23 protein-coding genes and 2 tRNA genes are annotated in these 24,688 nt (G+C 71.6%); 10 read left to right on the top strand and 15 right to left on the bottom strand.

The window, feature by feature from the left end; translation table 11 throughout:
* The first annotated feature begins 29 nt into the window (after positions 1–29).
* Positions 30–1,421, top strand: a complete 1,392-nt coding sequence (locus Sco07f_RS00930; protein WP_108986672.1) for an amidase — start codon at positions 30–32, stop codon at positions 1,419–1,421.
* 165 nt (positions 1,422–1,586) lie between these two features.
* On the opposite strand, the gene Sco07f_RS00925 is transcribed toward Sco07f_RS00930, so the two are convergent.
* Complete coding sequence (locus Sco07f_RS00925; protein WP_167467978.1) at positions 1,587–2,084, bottom strand: DUF3830 family protein; 498 nt, start codon at positions 2,082–2,084, stop codon at positions 1,587–1,589.
* 107 nt (positions 2,085–2,191) lie between these two features.
* On the opposite strand from Sco07f_RS00925, the gene ehuB reads away from it, so the two are divergent.
* The 6 genes from ehuB to Sco07f_RS00895 all read left to right on the top strand — a co-directional run bounded on the left by ehuB (position 2,192) and on the right by Sco07f_RS00895 (position 6,398).
* On the top strand, positions 2,192–3,121 hold the full coding sequence (gene ehuB, locus Sco07f_RS00920) for an ectoine/hydroxyectoine ABC transporter substrate-binding protein EhuB (protein ID WP_087790824.1): 930 nt from the start codon (positions 2,192–2,194) through the stop codon (positions 3,119–3,121).
* The gene (gene ehuC, locus Sco07f_RS00915; protein ID WP_007449892.1) at positions 3,118–3,831 is read left to right on the top strand and encodes an ectoine/hydroxyectoine ABC transporter permease subunit EhuC; all 714 of its coding nucleotides are present in this window, start codon (positions 3,118–3,120) and stop codon (positions 3,829–3,831) included. Before ehuB ends, ehuC begins: the two co-directional genes overlap by 4 nt.
* Entirely contained in the window at positions 3,831–4,481 is a 651-nt protein-coding gene (gene ehuD / locus Sco07f_RS00910; RefSeq protein ID WP_007449893.1) for an ectoine/hydroxyectoine ABC transporter permease subunit EhuD, read from the top strand. The genes ehuC and ehuD overlap by 1 nt, the downstream gene beginning before the upstream one ends.
* The gene (ehuA, locus tag Sco07f_RS00905; RefSeq protein WP_007449894.1) at positions 4,471–5,256 is read left to right on the top strand and encodes an ectoine/hydroxyectoine ABC transporter ATP-binding protein EhuA; all 786 of its coding nucleotides are present in this window, start codon (positions 4,471–4,473) and stop codon (positions 5,254–5,256) included. The genes ehuD and ehuA overlap by 11 nt, the downstream gene beginning before the upstream one ends.
* A gap of 222 nt (positions 5,257–5,478) precedes the next feature.
* A complete protein-coding gene (locus Sco07f_RS00900) occupies positions 5,479–6,237 on the top strand; it encodes an IclR family transcriptional regulator (protein ID WP_007449895.1) in 759 nt (252 codons plus the stop codon).
* A gap of 87 nt (positions 6,238–6,324) precedes the next feature.
* Positions 6,325–6,398 (top strand) — tRNA-Lys (locus Sco07f_RS00895).
* 64 nt (positions 6,399–6,462) lie between these two features.
* On the opposite strand, the gene Sco07f_RS00890 is transcribed toward Sco07f_RS00895, so the two are convergent.
* The 3 genes from Sco07f_RS00890 to Sco07f_RS00880 all read right to left on the bottom strand — a co-directional run bounded on the left by Sco07f_RS00890 (position 6,463) and on the right by Sco07f_RS00880 (position 9,663).
* Entirely contained in the window at positions 6,463–7,068 is a 606-nt protein-coding gene (locus Sco07f_RS00890) for a lytic polysaccharide monooxygenase auxiliary activity family 9 protein (protein WP_007449889.1), read from the bottom strand.
* Between the two features lie 162 nt (positions 7,069–7,230).
* Positions 7,231–8,550 carry an SPFH domain-containing protein gene (locus tag Sco07f_RS00885; protein WP_244941971.1) on the bottom strand — a complete coding sequence of 440 codons (1,320 nt, stop codon included), beginning with the start codon at positions 8,548–8,550 and terminating at the stop codon, positions 7,231–7,233.
* A gap of 60 nt (positions 8,551–8,610) precedes the next feature.
* Positions 8,611–9,663, bottom strand: a complete 1,053-nt coding sequence (locus tag Sco07f_RS00880; protein WP_108986669.1) for a peptidoglycan-binding protein — start codon at positions 9,661–9,663, stop codon at positions 8,611–8,613.
* A gap of 198 nt (positions 9,664–9,861) precedes the next feature.
* Here Sco07f_RS00880 and Sco07f_RS00875 point away from each other — a divergent pair.
* The 3 genes from Sco07f_RS00875 (at position 9,862) to glxA (ending at position 14,180) form a co-directional block, all read left to right on the top strand.
* Positions 9,862–9,935, top strand: a tRNA-Lys gene (locus tag Sco07f_RS00875).
* A gap of 289 nt (positions 9,936–10,224) precedes the next feature.
* Positions 10,225–12,246, top strand: a complete 2,022-nt coding sequence (locus Sco07f_RS00870) for a glycosyltransferase family 2 protein (protein ID WP_087790820.1) — start codon at positions 10,225–10,227, stop codon at positions 12,244–12,246.
* Positions 12,243–14,180, top strand: coding sequence for a radical copper oxidase GlxA (gene glxA / locus Sco07f_RS00865; RefSeq protein WP_108986668.1), 1,938 nt, complete (start codon positions 12,243–12,245; stop codon positions 14,178–14,180). The genes Sco07f_RS00870 and glxA overlap by 4 nt, the downstream gene beginning before the upstream one ends.
* A 100-nt stretch (positions 14,181–14,280) precedes the next feature.
* On the opposite strand, the gene Sco07f_RS00860 is transcribed toward glxA, so the two are convergent.
* The 11 genes from Sco07f_RS00860 to Sco07f_RS00810 all read right to left on the bottom strand — a co-directional run bounded on the left by Sco07f_RS00860 (position 14,281) and on the right by Sco07f_RS00810 (position 24,115).
* Entirely contained in the window at positions 14,281–15,312 is a 1,032-nt protein-coding gene (locus Sco07f_RS00860) for a glycoside hydrolase family 6 protein (RefSeq protein WP_007450044.1), read from the bottom strand.
* A 91-nt stretch (positions 15,313–15,403) separates the two neighbouring features.
* Positions 15,404–16,102 (bottom strand): class F sortase, encoded by a 699-nt coding sequence (locus Sco07f_RS00855; RefSeq protein ID WP_108986667.1) that lies wholly within the window; start codon positions 16,100–16,102, stop codon positions 15,404–15,406.
* Positions 16,103–16,104: 2 nt separating this feature from the next.
* The gene (locus tag Sco07f_RS00850; RefSeq protein WP_108986666.1) at positions 16,105–16,659 is read right to left on the bottom strand and encodes a hypothetical protein; all 555 of its coding nucleotides are present in this window, start codon (positions 16,657–16,659) and stop codon (positions 16,105–16,107) included.
* Between the two features lie 102 nt (positions 16,660–16,761).
* Entirely contained in the window at positions 16,762–17,541 is a 780-nt protein-coding gene (locus Sco07f_RS00845; RefSeq protein ID WP_087790817.1) for an HAD-IIA family hydrolase, read from the bottom strand.
* Between the two features lie 75 nt (positions 17,542–17,616).
* Complete coding sequence (locus Sco07f_RS00840) at positions 17,617–18,678, bottom strand: 2-aminoethylphosphonate ABC transporter substrate-binding protein (RefSeq protein WP_108986665.1); 1,062 nt, start codon at positions 18,676–18,678, stop codon at positions 17,617–17,619.
* 37 nt (positions 18,679–18,715) lie between these two features.
* Positions 18,716–19,513: an ABC transporter permease gene (locus tag Sco07f_RS00835; protein ID WP_174855293.1), complete on the bottom strand. Its 798-nt coding sequence runs from the start codon at positions 19,511–19,513 to the stop codon at positions 18,716–18,718.
* Positions 19,500–20,324 (bottom strand): 2-aminoethylphosphonate ABC transporter permease subunit, encoded by an 825-nt coding sequence (locus Sco07f_RS00830; protein WP_244941970.1) that lies wholly within the window; start codon positions 20,322–20,324, stop codon positions 19,500–19,502. The genes Sco07f_RS00835 and Sco07f_RS00830 overlap by 14 nt, the downstream gene beginning before the upstream one ends.
* Positions 20,314–21,381 carry an ABC transporter ATP-binding protein gene (locus Sco07f_RS00825; protein WP_087790814.1) on the bottom strand — a complete coding sequence of 356 codons (1,068 nt, stop codon included), beginning with the start codon at positions 21,379–21,381 and terminating at the stop codon, positions 20,314–20,316. Before Sco07f_RS00825 ends, Sco07f_RS00830 begins: the two co-directional genes overlap by 11 nt.
* Positions 21,381–22,085 (bottom strand): HAD family hydrolase, encoded by a 705-nt coding sequence (locus Sco07f_RS00820; RefSeq protein ID WP_108986663.1) that lies wholly within the window; start codon positions 22,083–22,085, stop codon positions 21,381–21,383. The genes Sco07f_RS00825 and Sco07f_RS00820 overlap by 1 nt, the downstream gene beginning before the upstream one ends.
* An 8-nt stretch (positions 22,086–22,093) precedes the next feature.
* Positions 22,094–23,239 (bottom strand): TIGR03364 family FAD-dependent oxidoreductase, encoded by a 1,146-nt coding sequence (locus tag Sco07f_RS00815; RefSeq protein ID WP_174855292.1) that lies wholly within the window; start codon positions 23,237–23,239, stop codon positions 22,094–22,096.
* Between the two features lie 120 nt (positions 23,240–23,359).
* Positions 23,360–24,115: a GntR family transcriptional regulator gene (locus tag Sco07f_RS00810; RefSeq protein ID WP_108986661.1), complete on the bottom strand. Its 756-nt coding sequence runs from the start codon at positions 24,113–24,115 to the stop codon at positions 23,360–23,362.
* Between the last annotated feature and the right edge of the window lie 573 nt (positions 24,116–24,688).

Raw genomic sequence — 24,688 nt, 5'->3', positions numbered from 1 at the left:
GACGTCGCCGACCCGCGGGAGGGTGCCGCATGACCGACCTCACCGAGCTGACCGCCGTACAGCTCGTCGACGGCTACCGCAAGGGTTCTTTCAGCCCCGTGGAGGCCACCCGGGCGGTGCTGGACCGGGCCGAGCGGATCCAGCCGGAGGTGAACGCCTTCGTCCGGCTGACCGGTGAGGAGGCGCTGGACCAGGCCCGGCGGGCCGAGGAGCGGTGGCGCCGCGGGGAGCCGTGCGGGCGCCTCGACGGGGTGCCGGTCACGGTGAAGGACATCCTGCTGACCCGCGGTCAGCCGACCCTGCGCGGCTCGCGGGCCGTCTCTCCGGACGGGCCCTGGGACGAGGACGCGCCGTCCGTCGCCCGGCTGCGCGAGCACGGCGCGGTGTTCGTCGGCAAGACCACGACGCCGGAGTTCGGCTGGAAGGGCGTGACGGACTCGCCCCTGTCCGGCGTGACGCGGAACCCGCACGATCCCTCCCGCACCGCGGGCGGTTCCAGCGGGGGCGCGGCGGCGGCCGTGGCGCTCGGGGCGGGGCCGCTGGCGCTGGGCACGGACGGCGGCGGCAGTGTGCGCATCCCGGCGTCCTTCTGCGGCATCTTCGGCCTGAAACCGACGTACGGCCGGGTGCCGCTGTACCCGGCGAGCGCGTTCGGCACCCTCGCGCACGTCGGTCCGATGACCCGGGACGCGGCGGACGCGGCGCTGATGCTGGACGTCATCGGCACCCCGGACGCCCGGGACTGGTCGGCGCTCGGCCCGGCGCCCGGGGCGTACACGGAGGCCCTGTCGGGCGGGGTGCGCGGGCTGCGGGTGGCGTACTCGCCCTCGCTGGGCGGGCAGGTGGCGGTGCGTCCCGCGGTGGCCGGGGCGGTGCGGCGTGCGGTGGAGCGGCTGGCGGGGCTCGGCGCGTACGTGACGGAGGCCGACCCGGACTTCACGGACCCGGTGGACGCCTTCCACACCCTGTGGTTCAGCGGGGCGGCGCGGGTGGTGCAGCACCTGCGGGCGGGGCAGCGGGAGCTGCTGGACCCGGGGCTGCGGGAGATCGTGGCGGCGGGGGCGCGGTACTCGGCGCTGGACTATCTGGCGGCGGTGGACGTGCGGATGGAGCTGGGGCGGCGGATGGGCGTGTTCCATCAGGAGTACGACCTGCTGGTGACGCCGACGTTGCCGGTCACGGCGTTCGAGGCGGGGGTGGAGGTGCCGAAGGGGGCCGGGTACCGGCGGTGGACGGGGTGGACGCCGTTCACGTATCCGTTCAATCTGACGCAGCAGCCGGCGGGCACCGTGCCGGTGGGGGTGGACGGGGACGGGCTGCCCATCGGGGTGCAGATCGTCGCCGCCCGGCATCGGGACGATCTGGTGCTGCGGGCCGCGCATGCGCTGTATGCCGCTGGTGCGGGTACGCCGGCCGGGTAGCGGCCGGCGTGGGGGTGGGCGCAGGGGGCACCGACCGGCGGCGGCCGGGTGCCTCCCCCGCTCTCGGCTTCGCTCGAGCGGGAGGTGCCCCCACCGCCCACCCGTGCCGCCCTGGGGGCACCTCCCGGGCCGTTCAGGCACGGGGGGAGGCACGGCTGCCCGCGGCTATGCCGCCCGGCGGAAGCTGAGCGTCTCCCCCGCCGCTCCCGTGCGCCACAGGTCGTTGCAGGCCTCGGCCATCTCGTCCAGGCCCTCGGTGATGCGGCCCCAGACGGTGCCCGGGACCCAGCCGACGTCGCCGTTGAGGAGCAGGTTGTTGCGCTCGTAGAAGAGGGCCAGGTCGACGAGGGTGGTGCCGGGGCGGACCTCTCGGTCGTAGCCGTACGCCTTCGTGCCCAACTCGGCACCCGCGAAGGCGAAATAGCACAGGTCGCCCGGAATGGGCGTTACCGTCGGGTTCTCCAGTGGTGGTTCGGATGTCGCGAAGGGCGGGAAGAGGGCGTAGATCTCGTTGCGGGCGTATTTGGCGTGGTACACGTCGCCGCCGAGAGGGAGCGCGTCCCAGACGGCCGCGCAGGTGATCGGGGCCCGGTCGTCGAGCAGTTGGGCCTTGCAGGTGATTCCGCGCTTGACCAGCGAGACTTCGATGTAGCGATCAGCCATGCCCTCCATGGCAGTGCCCCGCGGCCCCGCGGTCAAGGGCGCCGGGCCGATGTATCGGACTGAAAAAGATCGGCATAACCCGCCCGCCTTCGGGTAGCTGCGCGCCCATGGCTCCACCACACAGAACCCCTTCATGGGGTATATCCGACCAATGGTCCAGGACAGCCGGGCCCACCCGCCGGTCGCTGCTCGCGGGGGTCGCGGCGCTCGGCGCACTGGGGGCGGCCGGCTGCTCGCGGGTGGCCAGCGCATCCGACGTGGAGGGCGGTGATCTGCTCGGCAGGCTCCGGGCGCAGGGTGTCGCCCGGCTCGGCATCGCGGGTGAGATCCCCTTCGGGTACATCGACAAGAACGGCGAGCTGACCGGTGAGGCGCCGGAGCTGGCGAAGGTCATCTTCAAGCGGCTCGGAGTGGACCGGGTGCAGCCGGTGCCGACGGAGTTCGGCTCCCTGATCCCGGGGCTGGCCTCGCAGCAGTTCGACGTCGTGGCGGCCGGTATGTACATCAACCCCGACCGGTGCCAGCAGGTCATCTTCTCCGACCCGGACTACCAGATGCTCGACGCGTACATCGTGCGCAAGGGCAATCCGCTCGGGCTGCACAACTACGAGGACGTCGTCAAGAAGAAGGCCAAGTTCGCGACCGGCACCGGCTACGCCGAGATCGCCTACGCGGTGGAGCACGGGTACAAGGAGGACGACATCCTGATCGTCCCCGACCAGGTGGCCGGACTCAACGCCGTCGAGTCCGGGCGCGTGGACGTCTTCGCGGGTACGGCCCTGACGGTCCGCGAGGTGGTGAAGAAGTCAAGCAAGGCGGAGGCCACCGAGGCGTTCGCCCCGGTCATCGACGGCAAGCCGCACGTCGACGGCGGCGGTTTCGCCTTCCGCCCGGACGAGACCAACCTGCGGGACGCCTTCAACGTCGAGCTCCAGAAGCTCAAGAAGAGCGGCGAACTGCTGCGCATCCTCAAGCCCTTCGGTTTCACCAAGAACGAGATGACCGATCTGACCGCGAAGGAGCTCTGCGGCGGATGACCTCGGGACTGTGGGAACTCGTACTCCAGGGCGTCTGGGTCACGGTCCAGCTGCTCTTCTTCAGCGCCCTGCTCGCCGCGGGCGTCTCCTTCGTGGTCGGCATCGCGCGCAGCCACCGGCTGTGGATCGTCCGCTTCCTCGCGGGCGTCTACACCGAGGTGTTCCGCGGGACCTCCGCGCTGGTGATGATCTTCTGGGTCTTCTTCGTGCTGCCACCGGCCTTCGGCTGGCAGCTGGTGCCGATGTGGGCGGGCACGCTGGCGCTCGGCCTGACCTACGGGGCGTACGGCTCCGAGATCGTGCGCGGCGCGCTCGGCGCGGTCGACCCGGCGCAGAAGGAGGGCGGCATCGCCCTCAGCTTCACGCCCTGGCAGCGGATGAGGCTGATCCTGCTGCCGCAGGCGGTGCCGGAGATGATCCCGCCCTTCTCGAACCTGCTGATCGAGCTGCTCAAGGGCACCGCCCTGGTCTCGATCATGGGCATGGGCGACCTGGCCTTCAGCGGCAACCTGGTGCGCCTGGCGCTCCAGGAGAGCGCGGAGATCTACACGTACATCCTGCTGATCTACTTCGTGATCGCGTTCCTGCTCACGCGGGTGATGCGCGGTCTGGAGAAGAAGCTGAAGGCGGGCGTCGGGAAGGCGCCGACGCCCAAGCCCGAGGTGGAACTGAAGCGCCCTGAGGCGACCAACGTGGGAGGTGCTGTCTGATGAAGTGGGACTGGAGCGCGGTCTCCGACTTCATGCCGCACTTCTGGGACGGCCTGCTGGTCACCCTGCAGATCCTGGTCCTCGGCTCGCTGGTCTCCTTCGGCCTCGGTCTGGTGTGGGCGCTGCTGATGCGGGTGCCGAGCCGCTGGGTGACCTGGCCGGTCGGTGTGGTCACCGAGTTCGTGCGCAACACCCCGCTGCTGGTGCAGCTGTTCTTCCTGTTCTACGTGCTGCCCGAGTGGAACATCACCTTCTCGGCGCTCACCACCGGTGTGGTCGCCATCGGGCTGCACTACTCGACGTACACGATGCAGGTCTACCGGGCCGGCATCGAGGGAGTGCCGGTCGGCCAGTGGGAGGCCGCGACGGCGCTGAACCTGCCGATGCGGCGGACGTGGACGGCGGTCATCCTGCCGCAGGCGATCCGCCGGGTGGCTCCCGCCCTCGGCAACTACGTGATCTCCATGCTGAAGGACACGCCGCTGCTGATGGCGATCACGGTGCTGGAGATGCTCGGCGAGGCGCGGCTGTTCTCGCAGCAGAACTTCCAGTTCACCGAGCCCCTGACGGTGATCGGCGTGGCCTTCATCGTCATCTCCTACCTGGCCTCCCTTGCCCTGCGAGCCCTGGAGCGACGCCTTGCCCACTGACACTCTCCCCAATCCCGAGAAGAGCCCCGAGCGCAGCTCCGGCGAGCTGATCCGCCTGGAGCAGGTCACCAAGCGGTTCGGGGACAACACCGTCCTCGACCACCTGGACTTCTCCGTCGACGCCGGCAAGCACGTCACCCTGATCGGCCCGTCCGGGTCGGGCAAGACGACGATCCTGCGGCTGCTGATGACGCTCCTCAAGCCCGACGAGGGCACGATCACCGTGGACGGGCAGAAGCTCTTCCCGGCGACCGAGAAGGAGCGGCGCGAGGTCCGCAAGCAGATCGGGATGGTGTTCCAGCAGTTCAACCTGTTCCCGAACATGAGCGTCCTGCGCAACATCACCGAGGCGCCGGTCACGGTGCTCGGGATGTCCAAGGACGAGGCCGTGGAGCGGGCCAAGGGTCTGCTCGACATGGTGGGCCTGGCCGACAAGTGCGACGCCCGGCCGGCCCAGCTCTCCGGCGGCCAGCAGCAGCGGGTGGCGATCGCCCGGGCGCTGGCGATGCGCCCGAAGGTGCTGCTGCTCGACGAGGTGACCTCGGCGCTCGACCCGGAGCTGGTCGCGGGCGTCCTGGACCTGCTGCGGGACATCGCCCGCACCACGGACATCACCATGCTCTGCGTGACCCACGAGATGAACTTCGCCCGGGACATCTCGGACCAGGTCCTGATGTTCGACTCGGGCCGGGTCATCGAGGCCGGCGCGCCGGAGAAGATCTTCAGCGAGCCGGAGCACGACCGCACGCGGGAATTCCTCAGCGCGGTCCTGTAATCACGCGCCGTGACTGCCCCAACGTCCGAGGTCGGGACGTTGGGGCATTCCTGTGACATATGCCACCGGGCCAGTGCCGCAGTTCGGAGCCCTGAAATCGGGCCAACACCCCCTCACATCGGGCACCTTGGCGGCTATCGTGGACGTCATCCGCTGTCCGGACCGGGGGCACAGGCAGGGACAGGGGCAGGGGCCCATCAGCTAGCGCAGGGGGAGACCACCGTGGCGCTGCAGCACAAGCCGACCGCGCCGCACCACTCGGCCCAGGACGCCCTGCGCGCCCTGGAGACGGTGACGCGGCACACCTCCGGTGTCACCGACACCGAGATCGCCCGCCTCAGCGGCCTCGACCGGGAGCGACTGACCCCGCTCCTGCGCATGCTGCGCCGTGAGGGCTACGTCGAGCAGACCGCCGACGGCACGTACGTCACCGGGGAGGCACTGGCCCGCCTGGGCTCGGCCCACGGCCGGGAGCAGGCGCTGCGCGAGAAGCTCCAGCGCACCCTGGACCGGCTGCGCGACTCGGTGGGCGCCGCCGTCTACATCAGCCGGTACGTCGACGGCGAGGTCAGCGTCACCCAGTACGCCGACAGCCCGGCCACGCCCAAGGTGAACGAGTGGGTGGACTTCCGGGTCTCGGCGCACGCGACCGCCGTGGGCAAGAGCCTGCTGACCCAGCTGGACCACGCGGGCCGCCGCGACCACCTCGCCCGGCACAAGATGGCCCGCCTGACCTCGCGCACGATCACCAGCGACAAGCTGCTGCTGTCCCGGCTGGAGTCCCAGCCGCCCACCGTGCCGGTCCTGGACCTCCAGGAGTACGCGGTGGGCACGGTCTGCGCGGCCGTCCCGATCACCGCCGGTACCGCCGTGGGCTGCCTGGCCCTGTCGCTCCCGGTCGAGCACGCGCACCGGCTGCGCCGGGCCGCCGACGAGCTGAACCGGAGCGCGGCACCGGTGCTGCTGTCCATGGCGATCTAGCCGGCCCTGGGGTGGTCACGAGCACTGTCCGGGACCGGGTAGTATTTTCCTCGTCGCCGGCCGCGGAGAGCGGACGGCGGGAGTCATGCGCCGCTAGCTCAGTTGGTTAGAGCAGCTGACTCTTAATCAGCGGGTCCGGGGTTCGAGTCCCTGGCGGCGCACATCGGAAGGCCCCCCTCGCCCGGCGAGGGGGGCCTTCACTCGTTCCGTGCGGGCGGCGCCCGGTCAGAAGGTGACGTCCGAGCAGGCGTAGAACGCGTTGCCCGTGTCGTGGACCGTCCACACCGCGAGGATCACGTGGTGCCCGCTCAGCCCGGACGGCAGCGTGCCGCTGTGGGAGAGGGTGGCCGGGGGCTGCTTGCCGCCGTAGGGCACCGTGAAGAACGGCGTGAGGTTGAGGTCGGACCGGGACAGGTTGTGGTTCTGGTTCCAGCCCGGCTTGGTGACGTAGTACTTGAAGTCGGTCGTGGCGTGCCGGGCGGTGAACTGCCAGCGGAAGGTGTAGCTCTGTCCGCCGTTCACCCGGGTGGTCGGCCACGCCTGGCCGTTCGGCTGCTTGGGGCTGTCGAGGGCGGCGAACGTCCCGTGGCCCGCGGAACAGATCTTTCCGTCGGCCGGACCGGAGGCGGGGAAGCCCTTGGGGCCCTCGACGCTCTGCGGCTCCCACTGGATGGCGCCGCACCCGCTGACCGTGCCGTTCTGGCACACCTTCTGCCGGCTGACGGGCAGGTCGGTGTAGCCGTGACCGCTGGCGCCGCCGGACGAGAGCACGAGGGCTCCGGTGGTCGCCATGCCCAGCGCGGCCGCGTACAACTTGGTCCTTGTGCGCATACTGCTGCTCCCTGTGACGTGTGGGGAAGTTCAGTGAGCCGTGCAGGTCTAGACCAAGTTCAGATTATTGCCGGTAGTTGAACATGTCCATACCAAAAACGGAACGCGCTGCCCGGCCGCACGGGCCGGGGCGGCGCCCCGGCACCCCGGCACCCCGGCCGGTCAGGTCCCCGTGTCCCCCCGCCCCGCGCAGAACGCCACCGTCAGGTCCTTCACCAGCACCTTGCGCTCGTAGTCGTCCAGTTCGACCAGCCCCCGCATGGTCAGCCGGGTCACCGTGTCCTCCACCGAGTCCACGACCGAGGTGAGCACGCTGGCCCGCTGCGCCGCGTCCAGCGCGGCGATCCTGCGCCGGTGCATCGCGGCGGCGACCTCGGGGGCGTACTCCACCCGGACCGGCCGCACCGAGAACACCTCCAGGCCGACCGGCGCCGCGTCCGCCGCCACCAGCCGGGTCAGCGTGTCACCGGCCACGTCCGCCGAGCTGCGGACCGTGCCGAGCGGCTCCACCGGGACCCGGGCCAGCGCCGCCTCCACGCACTCGCGCAGATACGTCTCGTGGTCCTCGACGCCCAGCGTGGCCCGCACGGTGTCCCGCACCCGCCACACCACCAGCGTCACCGCCCTGAGCACGACGCCGTTGCCGTCGGCCGCGGGCATCGGCTCACTGCGCCAGTGCCGCAGCCGCACGTCCACCCGGCGGCGCAGCAGCAGCGGGTTCACCCACATCAGGCCCGTGCGCCGCACCGTCCCCCGGTAGCGGCCGAAGAGACCGAGCACCCAGGCCCGCCCGGTCCGCCCCCGGGCCAGCCCGCCGAACCCGAACATCCCCAGCGCCCCGGCCGCCGCGTACGCCGCCCACTGCGCGGGTCCGAGCCCGGCGCCCGCGGACGCCGGCAGGCCCAGCGCCTGGGCCGCGAGGGGAGGTACGAGACCGGCCCACCAGGAGGTGGCCGCGCACCCGGCCACCCCGCACAGACCGGCGGCCACCCCCGCGGCGCCGGGCAGCACCCGCGCCGGACGTTCCGTCAGTTCCGGGTCGACCGACGGCACCGGGCGCGGGCGGGCGTTGACGCGGCGCCGGGCCGCGGGCCGCTCGCCGGGCCGCTCCCCCGGACCCTGGCGCCGCGCGACGACCGCGGGCCGCAGCGGCACCGGCGCCGGGTCGGGGTCGTCGCGGAACAGCAGGTGGACGGGGATCTCGGTGGTGGCCTCGTTGTGGATGAGCCGGGCGGGCCGCGGACCGGCCTCCGGCGACGCGGGCCCGGCGGCGTCCGGGGCCACGGCCCGGGAGCAGCCCCCGGCGGACTCCGCCGGACTCCCGGCCGAGGACGCCTTCGAGGACGCCGCCGGTGCACCGGTCGAGGGCGCGCACGAGGTCCCGGCCGAGGACGCCGCCGAGGTCCCGGCCGAAGGCTCTGTGGAACGTTCCGCCGAGGGCTCCGTGGAGAGTTCGGCCGAGGATGTCGTGTTCGTACTCATGCGTGCTCCAGCCTCCGCGCCAGACGCGTCATGAACGGGTGATCACCTGCTGGTCGCCGGTCACGAGAAGAGCCGCCGCCAGGTCTCCGGGCCCGGATGGCCGTCCGCCGCCCCGCCCCGCCAGCCCTGGGCGCGCTGGAAGGCCTGGACGCCCCGCCGGTCCGCCTCGCCCCAGCGCGGCCCCGGTCCCCTCGTGTAGTACGTGCCGAACCCCTTCCTCACCAACTGCCTGCCGAGCCGGGTGACGTACGCGTTGTCGGCGCCCGGCCGGAACATGGCGCGCCCGGGGTACCCCGCCACCCCGTGCGAGGCGGGACCCGCGGCCGGGACCGGTTCCTCCCGGGCGCCGGCCTTGCCCGTCCCGCTCGCGGCGACCCCCTTGTAGCGGTACGGCAGGTACTTGGCGGAGTCGCTCCAGTAGGCGTACGGCGTGTCCCGCTTGCGGGTGTGCGGCGGGGTCTGCTCGTACGCGGTGTAGGCGGTGCGCGTGCCGTCCGTCCAGCCGCCGAAGATCACCACGTGGGAGCCCTTCTCCGGGTCGGACGCGTTGTGGAACAGCAGGATGTCGCCGGGCTGGAGCTCCGCCTTGGTGATGCGGTCGGCGACGGTGCCGAGGCTTCCGGTCCACTCGTTGGCGGGCAGTTTCCAGGCCATCGACACGAAGCCCGAGCAGTCCTGCCGGTAACCGTCGGACCAGTACGCGGTCAGGCTGTACGGGACCTTCGCGGCCACCCAGGTCCTGGCCCGGTCGAGGATCTCCGTGCGGGTGAGGGAGGCCAGTTCCGCACCGGCCGGGGGCGCCGCGGGCCGGCCGGTCGAACCGTGCAGCGGCGACCTGGGCCCCTGCGGGGTGTCGGGCTCGTCCCCGGCGGGAACGCCCGGCCGGTGGGGCGCGTGGGCGGCCGCGGGGAGCGCCGCCGCCGGGCCCGCGCCGAGGGCGGACACGGCGGTCGCGGAAGCGGCGGCGGTGGCCACGACCAGCGTGCGGTACGCCGCCGGATGGGCGAGCGCGCGGCCTGCCGGGGAATGCGGCAGGACACGCCGCCAGTGACGGCAGCCGGGACATTCGCAATCGCTCGCGGGATCGATTTCCTCGAATACGGGAGTCTCCATGCGATTCCCCTCACACTCCCGGTGAAAATGTCCGCGGCGGCGCACTTCGGTACATGTGGGCCAGTTTCACAACTGTCGTCGTCACTCGCATGTTGACGGTCCGAATGATGTACCCGGCCGCGACGCCCGTGCTCCGGGTGCGCCGGGCGGCGGTCCGGAGCACCGGTCGGCATCGGGTAGAGTTGCGCAGGTCAGCAGGCGCCGCTAGCTCAGTTGGTTAGAGCAGCTGACTCTTAATCAGCGGGTCCGGGGTTCGAGTCCCTGGCGGCGCACAGACGGTCGAAGGCCTCTCGTATCACACGAGGGGCCTTCGGTGCATTCGGTACCAGGACGTCTTGCGATCATGACGAACGCCGTAGAACCCTGGTCCGGCTGGGGGCCGGGGGCGGAGGGGATGCCGAGGGGGGCATCATGCAACCGGGGGTCGCCATTCCATGTCTATATGGTGTGCATGCCGTGGTGACCGTGACCCACCACTGAGGCGTTCGCGAGGTCGAGGGGGACCGGAGCGGGCGAAGGAAGCGACGAAACACGCATGACCCGCGTGTGGGGGGATGACTCATGACGTCGACGCCGACGGGCGCCGGGCGGGACCACGACCCGTCCGAGACCACCCAGCTCAGGGTGCCCGGGCACCGGAACTGGAACACCGGTTCGTTCCGCCGGATAAAGAAGACGCTGCCGAAGTACGACTACGAGCACTACAGCCGCCTCGCGGGCCCCCTCACCCAGCCCGACCCGAACAAGCCGTACCGGGTGCAGTACCGCTCGCTGATATCGCAGGAGCCGCACCGCGTCCGGGTCGCCCTGATGCTGGCCGCCGCCCCGCTGCTGTCGGTGGTGCTGCTGGTGTGGCTGCTCCAGCCGGAGCACTGGACCGAGCGCGACTACCCGGCCTTCTCCTGGCTGCCCGCGCTCGACATCGTGATGCTCGTGGCGATCGGCCTGATCGAGCTGTTCCGCTGTCTGAACGTGCTGTCGAACGCGCACGCCACCCTGGTCGCCCGCGACCCGGTCCCGGTGGTGCCCGAGACCGGCACCAGGGTCGCCTTCCTCACCTCCTTCGTGCCCGGCAAGGAGCCGCTGGAAATGGTGACGAAGACCCTGGAGGCGGCCGTGAAGATCCGCCACCGCGGTCTGATGCACGTCTGGCTCCTCGACGAGGGCGACGACCCGGAGGTGAAGGAGGTGTGCGCGCGCCTGGGCGTGCACCACTTCTCCCGCAAGGGCGTCTCGAAGTGGAACCGGAAGAAGGGCCCGCACCGCGCCAAGACCAAGCACGGCAACTACAACGCCTGGCTCGAGGCGCACGGCGACGACTACGACTTCTTCGCCTCCGTCGACACCGACCACGTGCCGCTGCCGAACTACCTGGAGCGGATGCTCGGCTTCTTCCGCGACCCGGACGTCGGCTTCGTCATCGGCCCGCAGGTCTACGGCAACTACGACAACCCGATCACCAAGGCCGCCGAGTCGCAGCAGTTCCTCTTCCACGCGCTGATCCAGCGCGCCGGCAACCGCTACGGCGGGCCGATGTTCGTGGGCACCTCCAACGCGGTGCGCATCAGGGCGCTCAAGCAGATCGGCGGCCTGTACGACTCGATCACCGAGGACATGGCGACCGGCTTCGAGATGCACCGCCACAAGAACCCGGCCACCGGCCGCAAGTGGCGCTCGGTCTACACCCCGGACGTGCTCGCGGTCGGCGAGGGCCCCAACGCCTGGACGGACTTCTTCACCCAGCAGATGCGCTGGTCGCGCGGGACGTACGAGACGATCCTCAAGCAGTACTGGAAGGGCTGGTACTCGCTCCCGCCGAGCAAGCTCTTCAACTACACGATGATGATCATCTTCTATCCGATGTCGGCCCTGAACTGGATCCTGGCGGCGCTGAGCTGCTGTCTGTTCCTGGGCCTCGGCGCATCCGGCGTCAACATCGACCCGGCGGTCTGGCTGATGCTCTACGGCAACGCCTCCGCGCTCCAGATCGGCCTGTACGTCTGGAACCGCCGCCACAACGTCTCCCCGCACGAGCCCGAGGGCTCCGGCGGCGTGGCCGGCATGATCATGTCGGCGCTGTCGGCGCCGCTGTACGCCAAGGCGCTCATCGACTCCGTGCTGCGCCGCAAGAGCAAGTTCGTCGTCACCCCGAAGGGCGACTCGGCCAGCCCGGACACGCTGTTCGGGACCTTCCGGTACCACTGGTACTTCATCGTGATCTTCGCCGGTTCGATCGCCGCCGGCCTCGTCCTCGGCCACTCGCACCCCGCGATGATCATCTGGGCCACGTTCGCGCTGCTGATCACCGCGTCGCCGATGTTCGCCTGGCGCCACGAGTTGAGGAAGGCGAAGAAGCAACCGCCGGTCGCGGCGGCGGAGCCCGCGCCCCGGGTCCCGCCGCAGCAGCCCGCGCCCGGACCGGCGTACCCGCCCCACGGGCAGCAGCAGACGCCGTACGGACAGCAGGCGCCGTACGGACAGCAGGCGCCGCAGCAGACGCCCGGCTGGGCCGCCTCCGCCGACGGGGGCAACGACCAGACCATGCAGATCGCCCTTGGTGGACTTGGGGGACGTAAGGAATGAAAGACCGTGCCGGCCGCCGCCGCGCCCGTCGCTTCGCGATAGGTACGGCGGTGGTAGTCGCGCTGGCCGGGATGAACGGGCCGTGGCTCTACCGCTTCGGGACCGAGAAATACCACCAGTACAAGATCAATCAGCCGGAGTACAAGGCCGCCAACGGCAAGTGGGAGATCATCGAGTTTCCCGAGAAGTACCGGCAGAACACCATCCACGCGGCGCTGCTGCGCACCGGCAAGGTGCTGCTGGTCGCCGGGTCGGGCAACAACCAGGACAACTCCGACGCCAAGCAGTACGACACCCGGATCTGGGACCCCGTCAAGGGGACCATCAAGAAGGTGCCGACACCGTCCGACCTGTTCTGCACCGGGCACACGCAGCTCGCCAACGGCAATCTGCTGATCGCGGGCGGCACCAAGCGGTACGAGAAGCTCAAGGGCGACGTCACCAAGGCCGGCGGCCTGATGGTCGTCCACAACGAGAACCCGGACAAGCCGATCACCCTGCCGGCGGGCACCAGGTTCACCGGCAAGGAGAACCACAAGACCTTCGTGTCCAAGGACCCGGTCCTGGTGCCCCGCGCCGAGAAGGTCTTCGACAAGGCGACCGGGAAGTTCGTGCGCAACGACCCGGGTCTCGGCCGGATCTACGTCGAGGCGCAGAAGAGCGGCCACAAGTACGAGACGGGCACCGAGGACAACTACCGCGTCCAGGGCCTGTCGGGTGCCGACGCCCGCAACACGTACGGCATCGCGCAGAAGCTCGCCCTCGACAAGAAGGACTTCCAGGGCATCCGGGACGCCTTCGAGTTCGACCCGGTCGCCGAGAAGTACATCAAGGTCGACCCGATGCACGAGGCCCGCTGGTACCCGACGCTCACCACGCTGAGCGACGGCAAGATCCTCAGCGTCTCCGGCCTCGACGACATCGGCCAGCTGGTCCCGGGCAAGAACGAGATCTACGACCCGAAGACCAAGGAGTGGACCTACACCGACAAGATCCGCCAGTTCCCGACCTACCCGGCGCTGTTCCTGATGGAGAACGGCAAGATCTTCTACTCGGGTGCGAACGCCGGCTACGGCCCCGACGACGTGGGCCGCGACCCGGGCATCTGGGACGTGGAGACCAACAAGTTCACCAAGATCCCCGGCATGAGCGACGCGAACATGCTGGAGACGGCGAACACGGTGCTGCTGCCGCCGGCGCAGGACGAGAAGTACATGGTGATCGGCGGCGGCGGGGTCGGCGAGTCCAAGCTGTCCAGCGAGAAGACCCGGATCGTCGACCTCAAGGCGGACGACCCGAGGTTCGTGGACGGGCCGTCACTGGAGAAGGGCACGCGCTACCCGCAGGCCTCGGTCCTGCCGGACGACAGCGTGCTGGTCTCCGGCGGCTCGGAGGACTACCGGGGCCGCAGCGACTCCAACATCCTCCAGGCGCGGCTGTACCACCCCGGCACGAACTCCTTCGAGCGGGTCGCCGATCCGCTGGTGGGCCGCAACTACCACTCCGGTTCGATCCTGCTGCCCGACGGGCGCCTGATGTTCTTCGGCTCGGACTCGCTCTACGCCGACAAGGCCAACACCAAGCCGGGCAAGTTCGAGCAGCGCATCGAGATCTACACGCCGCCCTATCTGTACCGGGACTCGCGTCCCGACCTGGCGGGTGGCCCGCAGACCATCGAGCGCGGCGAGTCGGGCACGTTCACCTCGCGGGCGGCGTCCACGGTCGAGAAGGTGCGGCTGATCCGGCCGAGCGCGTCGACCCACGTCACGGACGTGGACCAGCGGTCCGTCGCGCTGGACTTCGAGGCGGACGGGGACAAGCTGACGGTGACGGTGCCGAGCAGTAAGAACGTGGTTCCGTCGGGGTGGTACATGCTGTTCGTGACGGACGGGGAGGGGACGCCTTCCAAGGCGGAGTGGGTGCGGATCCCGTAGCGCTCCCGCGGGTGGTGCCTTCGGGCGCGGGGAACGTGGTGGCTGGTCGCGCGCACGCGGCGGCAGCCGCACAGGTCACGGCCCCGCGCCCCCGGGGCGCTTATCCTTTCGCCAGTTTCAGGGCGTACTCGGGGTACCACTCCCCCGCCTTCGGGCCGCCCTTGCACTCGCCGTCGGACTCCCCGGGGCGCTTGACCCACAGGTAGGCGTCCACGAGGGGGTCCGACGTCTTCGTCGTCGGGGTTTCGCCGAGGGCCCGGCCCGGGGGGTTGCACCAGCGTTCGTCCGGGGCGCCCTCGGTGTAGGGGCCGTTGCCGTTGCGGCTGGTGTCGATGACGAAGTGCTTGCCGCCCACCTTGGCGGAGAGCTGCTTGCCGTAGGCGAGGGAGTCCTCGGTGGTGTAGAAGTTCGAGACGTTGACCGCGAAGCCGTCGGCCCGGTCGATGCCGGCCCGCTTCAGGGGCTCGAAGATCTGGTCGGGGTGGCCCCAGCCGGCGTTGCCCGCGTCCAGGTACACCTTGGTGTTCTTCAGGGCGGTGAGCTTCTCGATCGCGCCCTTGAGGAGGTCGTAGCGCTCCTCGTGGAACTCCTGCGGGGTGCAGCCGTCGACGAGGTGGAGCACGGCGTCCGGTTCGAGCACGACGGTGGCGGCACGGTCGCCGATGCCCTTGGCGACGCCGTCCACGAAGGAGCGGTAGGCGTTGCCGTCCGCGGCGCCGCCCCCGGAGTACTGGCCGCAGTCGCGGTGCGGGATGTTGTAGAGGACGAGCAGCGCGGTGCGGCCGGCCTCGTCGGCGGCCTCGGTGAAGCCGCGGGCCTGCTCCTCGGGGTTCTCCGGGCTGATCCACTCGCCGGTCGGCTGCTGGGCGATCCTGCGGATCTGTTCGGCCTGGTCCTTCTTGCCGTCCTCGGTGAGGGAGGCCACCTGCCGGGCCGCGGTGCCGTCGGGGTTGACCCAGAACGGGTCGGCCTCCTTGGGCTGCTGCGTGATCCCGGCACCCGCGCCCTTGCCGTCCCCGTCACCGTCCCCGGACGAGGAGCAGCCCGCGAGCAGCAGTGCCGCCGCCCCGAGCACCGCCGCCGACGCAGCCCGCCTCCTGGACATGTTTCCGGCCGGCTTGCTGCCGTACATCCAACCCCCCTGGGTGCACTGTTCCGAGGCTCAATCCTGACATACGCCTCCGCCGCCCACGCGGTTCCCGGACGCCGGGACCGGGGCTGTGCTACGGGGCGGTTCCGGTCAGGTAGGCGGAGACGACGACGTTGGCCGTGTAGCTGTCGGTGGCGCGGTCGAAGGTGCCGCCGCAGGTGATGAGGCGCAGCTCGGAGCGGCTCGTGTCGCGGGGTCCGAAGGCCTGCTGGGCGTCGAAGCCGTCGCGGGTGAGGACCTGGACGTCGTCGACCGTGAACTCGGCGGTCCCCTCGCCGTCGCGGACCACGCGGATCGTCTCGCCGGGTTCCAGGGTGCTGAGTTCGTAGAAGACGGCGGGCCGGGTCTCGGTGTCGACGTGACCGACCATCAGGGCGGTCCCGGCCGCTCCCGGGGTGACGCCGGCCGCGTACCAGCCGACGGAGCCGGGCTGGTCGAAGGGCGGTGGTTCGATCGCGCCCTCGGCGTCGAGGCCGCGGGCGACGACGGGGGCCTCGATGCCGAGTTCGGGCACCTCGAGCCGCTGCGGCCGGGCCTCGCCGAGGGGTGCGTGGGCCGGGGGCAGCGGGACGTCGGGGGGCCGGCCGGCGGCCGCCATGTCGCCGGTGGCCGGCCGGGAGACGCCCTCGCGCACGTCGGTGGCCTCGCGGCCCCACAGCCACAGCCCGAGGAGCAGCACCACCCAGGCGATGCCGGTCACCAGACGGCCACCGGAGGCGGCGGCGCCGGGTGCGGCTGCCGGGGCGGTGTCCCGGGCGTCCTGTCCGGACATGGTCAGTCCGTCCCGCGGCTCCGGCTGCGGACGCTGCGCAGCGCGACGGCGACGGCGGCGATGCCCGCGAGCACCAGGCCGGTCACGGTGTGCGCCGTGCCGGGGGGATCGACGCGCGCCCCGGCCCCGGCGTCCGACGCGGCCAGCTCCGCGGTGCCGCCGCCGCCCGCGTCGACCGGGGCGACGGGTGAGGCGTGGGTGGACGGGCGCCGCCCGTCGTGGACGGTGATGGTGCCCTTGTGCGCCTGGTCGCCGCACTTGACCTGCACGGCGTACGCACCGGCCCGCACGCTGGTGCGGACCTGGCTGGAGCCGACGAGGACACCGTCCCCGGCGGCCAGGCTGAGCCGGACGTCCGATTCGAACGCCGCGGACACGGCGACGGCCGTCTTCTCGGTGCAGTCGGGCACCCGGAGCGTGACGTCGGTGCCGGGGGCGGGCGAGGACGGGGACACGGAGACGCCGCCGCCGTCCGCCGCGTAGGTGTAGGCCGCCGGTGCGCACAGCGCGGTGGCCAGCGCGGCTCCCGCACAGAGAGTGACTTTCAGTGAGCCCATCGTGTACCTCCAGTTACCTGGAGGCTCCCCCGCGGGTCCCGTACCCGCATCCCGCGAGGGGGCCGGACTACTCCGTTCGGGTCACTCGGAGAGGTCCGCGTTTCAGACCCGTTCGACGAGGTCCGCGATCGAGTCGACCACCTGCGACGGGCGGTACGGGAAGTCCTCGACCTGCTCGGGCCGGGTGAGGCCGGTGAGGACGAGGAAGGTCTGCATCCCGGCCTCCATGCCGGCCAGCACGTCGGTGTCCATGCGGTCGCCGATCATCGCGCTGGTCTCGGAGTGCGCGCCGATCGCGTTGAGGCCGGTGCGCATCATCAGCGGGTTGGGCTTGCCCGCGAAGTACGGCTGCTTGCCGGTCGCCTTGGTGATCAGCGCGGCCACCGCGCCGGTCGCCGGGAGCGGCCCCTCGGCGGACGGGCCGGTCTCGTCGGGGTTGGTGCAGATGAAGCGGGCGCCCGCGTTGATCAGCCGGACCGCCTTCGTCATGGCCTCGAAGGAGTAGGTGCGGGTCTCGCCGAGGACCACGTAGTCGGGGTCGTGGTCGGTGAGGATGTAGCCGATGTCGTGCAGGGCCGTGGTCAGCCCGGCCTCGCCGATGACGTACGCCGAGCCGCCGGGCCGCTGGTCCTCCAGGAACTGGGCGGTGGCCAGCGCCGAGGTCCAGATGGACTCGATCGGCACTTCCAGCCCCATGCGGCGCAGCCGGGCGTGCAGGTCGCGCGGGGTGTAGATCGAGTTGTTGGTCAGGACCAGGAAGGGCTTGCCGGAGTCGCGGAGCCTCTTGATGAAGGCGTCGGCGCCGGGGATCGGCACCCCTTCGTGGATGAGGACCCCGTCCATGTCGGTGAGCCACGACTCGATGGGCTTGCGGTCTGCCATGTGCGGGTCTCCTGCCTGCGCGGTCCTGCGTGCGCCCCAGCCTAGACAGTGCGGGATCTTGTGGGAACGGCCGTCTCAGCTTCCGGTGGCTTCCTTCCAGGCGTCGATGTAGGAGGTCAGGTTCTCCTCGATGTCGTTCCAGTCGGGCTCGAAGACCTCCACGCCGTCCATCAGCTTGGTGAGGGCGATGGCGTTGGCGTCGGTGGCCTTGACGTCCTCACGGGCCGCGAAGCCGCCACCGATCTCGCTGACCTGCCGCTGCGCCTCCTGGCTCAGCAGGTGGTCGAGGAGCTTCTTCCCGTTCTCGGTGTGCGGGGCGTCGGTGACGAGTCCGGCCGCGTAGGGCAGGGCGAAGGTGGTGGGCTTTCCGCCGTCGCGGGCCGGGAACCAGATGCCGAGGTTCGGCATGGACTTGGACTGGGCGTAGTTCATCTGGACGTCGCCGTTGGCGACGAGGAGTTCGCCCTTGTCGACCTTGGGGGCGAGCTTGCCGGTGGAGGCGGACGGGCCGACGTTGTTGGCCTGGAGCTTCTCCAGGTACTCCATGGCGGGCTTCTCGCCGCCGAAGTCGTGCATGGCCTTGATGAGGACGGCGGTACCGTCGCCGGCGATGCCGGGGGTGGAGTACTGGAGCTTGTTCCGGTACTTCGGGTCGAGCAGGTCCTCCCAGGTGGTGGGGGCCTGCTCCAGCTCCTTCGTGTTGTGGACGAAGCCGAAGTAGTTGTTGACGACGGCGGTCCAGGTGCCGTTCGCTGCCTTGTCGGCGCCGCTGACGCGGTCGGCGCCCTTGGGTGCGTACTTCTGGAGCAGGCCCTTGGTGTCGGCCTGCTGGATGAAGGGCGGGAGGGTGACGAGGACGTCGGCCTGCGGATTGCGCTTCTCGCGGACGGTGCGCTGCACCATCTCGCCGGAGCCGCCCTCGACGTACTCGACCTTGATGCCGGTCTCCTTCTCGAAGTCCTTGAACACCTGGTCGTACCAGCCGTCGCCGTTCTCGCCCTTGAGGCCGTCGGCGCTGTAGACGGTGACGACGTTCTCGTCGGAGGCGGCGGAGGTGCCGGAGCAGGCGGTGAGCGGGACGGCGAGGGCGGCGACGGCGGTGAGGGCGGTGAGCGGCTTGAGGGCGTTGCTGGGCATGGCGAGGTGAACTCCTTGCGGGGTCGGGGCGGCTGGTTCAGCGGTAGGAGGCTCTGGTGCGGATCCGGGAGACGGCGAGCAGCACCAGCAGGGTGGCGGTCATGAGGACCACGGCGACGGCGGAGCCGGTGAACAGGGCGCCGCGGTCGGTGGCCGCGTAGATCAGGACGGGCAGCGGGGTCCAGTCGGGCGGGTAGAGCATCATGGTGGCGCTCAGCTCGCCCATGGACAGGGCGAAGCAGAGCCCGGCGGCGGCGGTCAGGGACGGCAGCAGCAGGGGCAGCTTCACCCGCCACAGGACGTACGCCGGTGAGGCGCCCAGGGACGCGGCGGCCTGCTCGTAGGCCGGGTCGAGGCGGGCGAGGGCGGCGGACACGGACTGGTGGGCGAAGGCGGTGACCAGGACGGAGTGCGCGACGATCACGATCCAGCGGGTGCCGTTGAGCAGCATCGGCGGCTGGGAGAAGGCGACCAGGGTCGCGAGGCCCACGACGACCGAGGGCACGGCGAGGGGCAGTACGAACAGGGCGTCGAGCGCCTTGCGATGCCGCTGCTTCAGCGCCGCCGCGGCGAGGGCGGCCCAGGTGCCGGTCGCGAGGGCGAGGAGGCTCGCGGTGGTGGCGGTGACCAGGCTGGTGGTGAGCGCCTCCAGGGCCTCGCCGCGGGTGGCCGCCTCGTAGTGGGCGGTGGTGAGGCCGGAGGGCAGCACGCCGGACCAGTGGGTGGCGAAGGAGGCGCCGAGGACCACGAGGAGCGGGAGGGCGAACAGGGGCAGGAAGAGGACGAGGAAGAGGGCCCACACGGCCCACCTCGCCGCCCGGCTATGCACCAGCACGGCGGCTCACCACCCGGTAGAGGCCGTAGAGGCCCACGGAGATCAGGACGTTGACGACGGCGACCACACAGGCGCCCGGGTAGTCGGACTCCAGGATCGCCTTGCCGTAGACGAGGGTCGGCAGGGTCGTGACGCCCTTGGCGCCGGTGAACAGGACGATGCCGAACTCGTTCAGGCACAGCACCAGGACCAGGCTGCCGCCGGCCGCGAGGGCGGGCAGCGCCTCGGGGAGGACGATCTGCCGGACGATGCGCGGCGCACGGGCGCCCAGCGAACCGGCGGCCTCCAGTTGCCCGGTGTCGAGCTGCGAGAAGGCGGCGAGCAGCGGGCGCATCACGAAGGGCGTGAAGTACGTGATCTCCGCGAGGAGCACGCCCCAGGGCGTGGTGAGGAACTGGAAGGGCCCCTGCTCCGCCCCCGTCAGGTCGGTCCACGCGCCGTTGGCCATGCCGACCGTGCCGTAGACGAACAGCAGGGCGAGCGTGATCAGGAAGGACGGGAAGGACAGGAAGACGTCGATGAAGCGGGCCACCGCCTTGGCCCCGGGGAAGGGTACGAAGGCGATGACGAGTGCGAGGACGAAGCCGAGCACCAGGCAGCCGGCGGTGGCCGCCACCGCCAGCCACACGGTGGTCCACAGCGCCTCGCGGAACGCCGACGAGGCGAGGACGTCGGCGTACGGCTGGACCGAGGTGCCGCCGGCGTCCGGCCGGAAGGACTGCTGGACGACGAGGGCGAGCGGGTAGAGGAAGACGAGGGCGAGCAGAGCCACCGGGGGCAACGCCCACAGGGGTGCCGTTCTACTCCTCACCGGCGCTCACCCCCGCGGGCAGCAGCACCGCGTCCTCGGGCGCGAAGTGCAGGCTCACCGACTCCCCGTGCACCGGCGGAGCCTTGAGCTCGCGCAGGTCGGCCATCACCCGGTGTCCGCCCACGTCGACGTAGAGCCGGTGCGTGGAACCCCGCCACTGGATCTCCCGCACGGTGCCGGTGAGCCGGTTGGGGCCGTCGCCGAGTCCGACGAGGTGCGGGCGCACGCACAGGGTGGCCGACGCGCCCCGCGCGACACCCCCCGTGTCGGCCTTGATCTCCGCGTCCCCGAAGGACACTCCCCCGGTGCCGACGGTCACCGGCAGCAGGTTCGCGCCGCCCACGAAGGACGCCGTGAACGCGTCGGCCGGCGCCCGGTACAACTCCGTCGGCGTCCCGCACGCGCGCAGCTTCGCCTTGTCCATCACGGCGATCCGGTCGGCGAGGGTGAGCGCCTCGACCTGGTCGTGGGTGACGTACAGGATCGACACGTCGGGCAGTTCGCGGTGCAGGCGGGCCAGTTCGGCGAGCATGCCGGAGCGGAGCTGGGCGTCGAGGGCGGACAGCGGCTCGTCGAGGAGCAGGACGTCCGGCCGGATGGCGAGCGCGCGGGCGATGGCGACGCGCTGCTGCTGGCCGCCGGACAGTTCCCGGGGGTGGCGGCGGGCGTAGGCGCCCATGCCGGTCATGTCCAGTGCCTCGGCGACACGGGTGCGGATCTCGGCCTTGGGGACCTTGCGGGCCTTCAGTCCGAAGGCGACGTTGTCCGCCACCCGCATGTGCGGGAACAGGGCGTACTGCTGGACGACCATGCCGATGCCGCGCCGGTACGGGGGCAGGCCGGTGACGTCGCGGTCGCCGAGGAACACCCGCCCGGAGGCGGGCCGTACGAACCCGGCGACCGCCCGCAGCGCGGTGGTCTTGCCGGATCCGGACGGCCCGAGCAGCGCCATGACCTCGCCCGGTCCGACGGTGAGGTCGAGGGCGTCCAGGACGACGTTGCCGTCGTAGGCGACGGTGACCGAGTCGAAGCGGATGCCGCTGCTTGCGGTGCTCATCAGCCGGCTGCTCCCCGCAGGAGGGCGGGCAGACCGGCGACGGAGTCCAGCACGTGACCGGCGCCCGCCTCGCGGAAGGCGTCGTCGCCGTGGGCTCCGGTGCGCACCCCGGCGACCAGACCCGCACCGGCCCGTACGCCGCTGAGCACGTCGTACGAGGTGTCGCCGACGACGGCGACCTGCCGTACGGCGTCGGCGGCGCCGGTGCGCAGGAAGGCCGCCAGCACCATGTCCGGGTACGGGCGTCCCCGCCCGCCCGCGTCGGCGGGGCACAGGGTGAGCGGCACCAGGTCGCGCCAGCCGAGCGCATCGAGGACGGCGTCCTGGGTGACGCGGGCGAAGCCGGTGGTGAGGACGACGGTGCGGCCGTCGGCGGCCAGTTCCCCGACGGCCTCGCGGGCGCCGGGGACGGGAGCGATCAGGCCGTCGTCGACGAGGGCGCCGTAGGCCTTCTCGAAGGCGGTGTTGGCCCGCCGGGCGCGGTCCTCGTCGCCGAACAGGTGCCGGAAGACGGAGATCTTGGACTCGCCCATGGTGGCGCGGACGTAGGCGAGTTTCTCGGCGTGGTCCGGGGTGCCGGGCTCGACGCCCAGTTCGCGGGCGGCGGTGTCGAAGGCGCGCTCGACGAGGCCGCCGTCGGCGACGGTGGTGCCGGCCATGTCGAGGACGACGAGGCGGATGTCGGGGGTGGTCGGAGGGGTCATCGGTGCTTTCACCAGCCCAGTTCGTTCGCGGTGGTCTCGGCTATCGCGGGTGAGCAGGTCATACCGCGCCCGCCGGGCCCGGTGACCAGCCACACGCCCTCGCGCACCCGCTGCCGGTGCACGACGCGGCTCTTGTCGGTGCACTGCGCGTACACCCCGGCCCAGCGGCGGCGGATCCGGGGCAGCGGGCGGCCGAGGAGGGACTCGACGACGCCGGTGAGGTGCTCGTAGGGGTCCTCGACGGTGTCGAAGGCGAAGGGGTGCTCGTACTCGTGGGTGTCGCCGATGGTCAGGCCGCCGTCGGCGCGCTGGACCATCAGCAGCTGCATCCGGTGCGCGGCCGCCGTGGCCGGCTGCGGCTGCCGGGCGTTCAGCTCGTCCAGGGCGGGCGAGCCGTACGCGGGGTAGTAGCGGAAGCTGTCGGCGTCGGCGACCGAGGTGGGGAGCGCTTCGCCGAGCGGGTCGGTCTGCATCATCTGGAGCCGCACCCGGCGCACGGGAAGCTCGGGCCCGGCCAGTTCGCGCACCAGGCCGCCGAGCCAGGCGCCGGTGGCGAGGACGACGACGTCGCCGGAGTGGGTGTCGCCGTGGTCGTCGCGGACGGCGTGTTCGCCGACGACGTCGCGGACCTCGCGGCCGGGCAGGAAGGTGTAGCGCGGGGACCTGCGGAGTTCCGAGCGCAGGGCGAGCTGTGCGGTGCGCGGTTCCACGGCGGCGTCGCGCTCGCAGTACAGCGCGGCGTCGAACGCGCCGCGCAGGGCCGGGTTCAGGGCGCGGGCCTCGCCAGGGGTGAGCAGCTTGTGGCCGCGGGCGGCGGCGTCCGGGCGGGCGACGGCCGCCTCGGCGACGGCGCGTTCCAGGTCGCCGCGGAGCGGGGTCAGGGAGCCGTTCGGGCGGAAGCCCAGCGCCGGGATCCGGCCGCCGATCTCCTCCCACAGCTCCCGGGCCCGCAGCGCGGTCTCCAGCTCCTGCCCGCCCGCTCGGCCACTGACCCAGATCTGGCCGAAATTGCGCAGGGAGGCGCCGCGGGCCTCGGTCTCTCGCTCGATCTGTACGACCTCGTGGCCGCGGTTCACTGCGTGCCAGGCGTGCATGGTTCCCACCACGCCGGCTCCGACGACTATCACTCTCACGACCGCCACGCTCCTTGGCATCGGGGAACCGGAGGAATCCGGCTGACAACGAGAGCGTGAACTGGTCATCACGTTTGGGCTAGACCCGTTATCTTTTCGTTACGATCCAGAGTCGGGAGTGAGGGGCGTTTTCCAGCCGTCCTAGCCGCGCAGACGCGTCGTGAAGGAGAAGCGGTCGCCCCGGTAGAGCGTGCGCACCCGCTCCAGCGGGCGGCCCTCCGTGTCCCGGGAGACGCGGTGGATGAGCAGCATCGGGAGGGCCGGCGGGGTGCCGATGAGCAGGGCCTCGCGCGGGGTGGCGAGCACGGTCTCGATGCGTTCGTCGGCGTCCCCGAAGGCGATGCCCTGCTCGGCGAGGTGGGCATAGAAGGACGAGTCGGGGTCGAAGGCGGTGTCGAGGTCGGGAATGCGGGCCACGGCGACGTAGGTGCTCTCCAGCCCGACCCGCTCGTCGTCGGCGAGCAGCACGCGCTCCAGGTGCCAGACGGGCTCCCCGCGCGTGAGGCCGGTCTCGGCGGCGAGCGGTTCGGGACACGGGAAGCGGTCGAGGGTGACGAGCGCACGGCCGGGGGTACGCCCCTGGCGCCGGACGCCCTCGGTGTAACTGGCCAGGGACAACGGCTGCGCCAGCTTCGGACCGGCGACCACGGTGCCGCGCCCCTGCCGCCGCAGCTTGCCCTCCAGCACGAGTTCTCGCAGTGCCTGCCGCACGGTCTCGCGGGCGACCTCGTAGCGCTCGGACAGGTCCCGCTCGGTGGGGATGGCGCTGCCCTCCCCCAGCTCACCGACGAGACGGTCGATCCGCGCCTTGACGGCGTAGTACTTCGGCACGCGTCCGTGCTCGGGAATCCCGGAGCGGACGGGGGCGCCCGGGGCCTGGTCGTTCGGATAGTCCACGCAGGGATGTTCGCAGACGCGGGTGGCGCCGCCCCTCGGGGACCGGCGAGGCTGCGACGAGGCCGGGGCGGCGGCGGGGAGAACGGGCGGGGAGAACGGCAGTCGCCCCGGCGACGACAGAGGCGACCCCGGCGGCGCGGCGCCGAGGGACCGGGGCCGCGACCGCCCAGGGCGACGGCGAGGAGACCGGGCCGACGGCCCGCCCGGTGACGGCGGGGTATGCCGGGGGCGCGGGGACGGGCTCGGCGGTGGGGGGCCGGTGCTGGGGGGCTCGGCGGGTGGGGCGCCGATGCCGGGAGGTTCGGCGGGTGGGGCGCCTGTGCCGGGGGGGCAGGTGGGACGCCGAAGGCGGGCTCGGCGGGTGGGGCGTCTGTGCTGGGTGGCTCGGCGGGTGGGGCGCCAGTGCCCGGGGGGGCGGCAGGTGGGACGCCGAAGGCGGGCTCGGCGGGTGGGGCACCTGTGCTGGGTGGCTCGGCGGGTGGGGCGCCAGTGCCGGGGGGGGGGCGGCAGGTAGGACGCCGAAGGCGGGCTCGGCGGGTGGGGCACCTGTGCTGGGTGGCTCGGCGGGTGGGG

Source organism: Streptomyces coelicoflavus, assembly GCF_003112555.1.
Lineage (GTDB): Bacteria > Actinomycetota > Actinomycetes > Streptomycetales > Streptomycetaceae > Streptomyces > Streptomyces coelicoflavus.
Note: the sequence above shows the minus strand (reverse complement) of the source record. Positions and strands in the feature narration are given on the sequence as shown.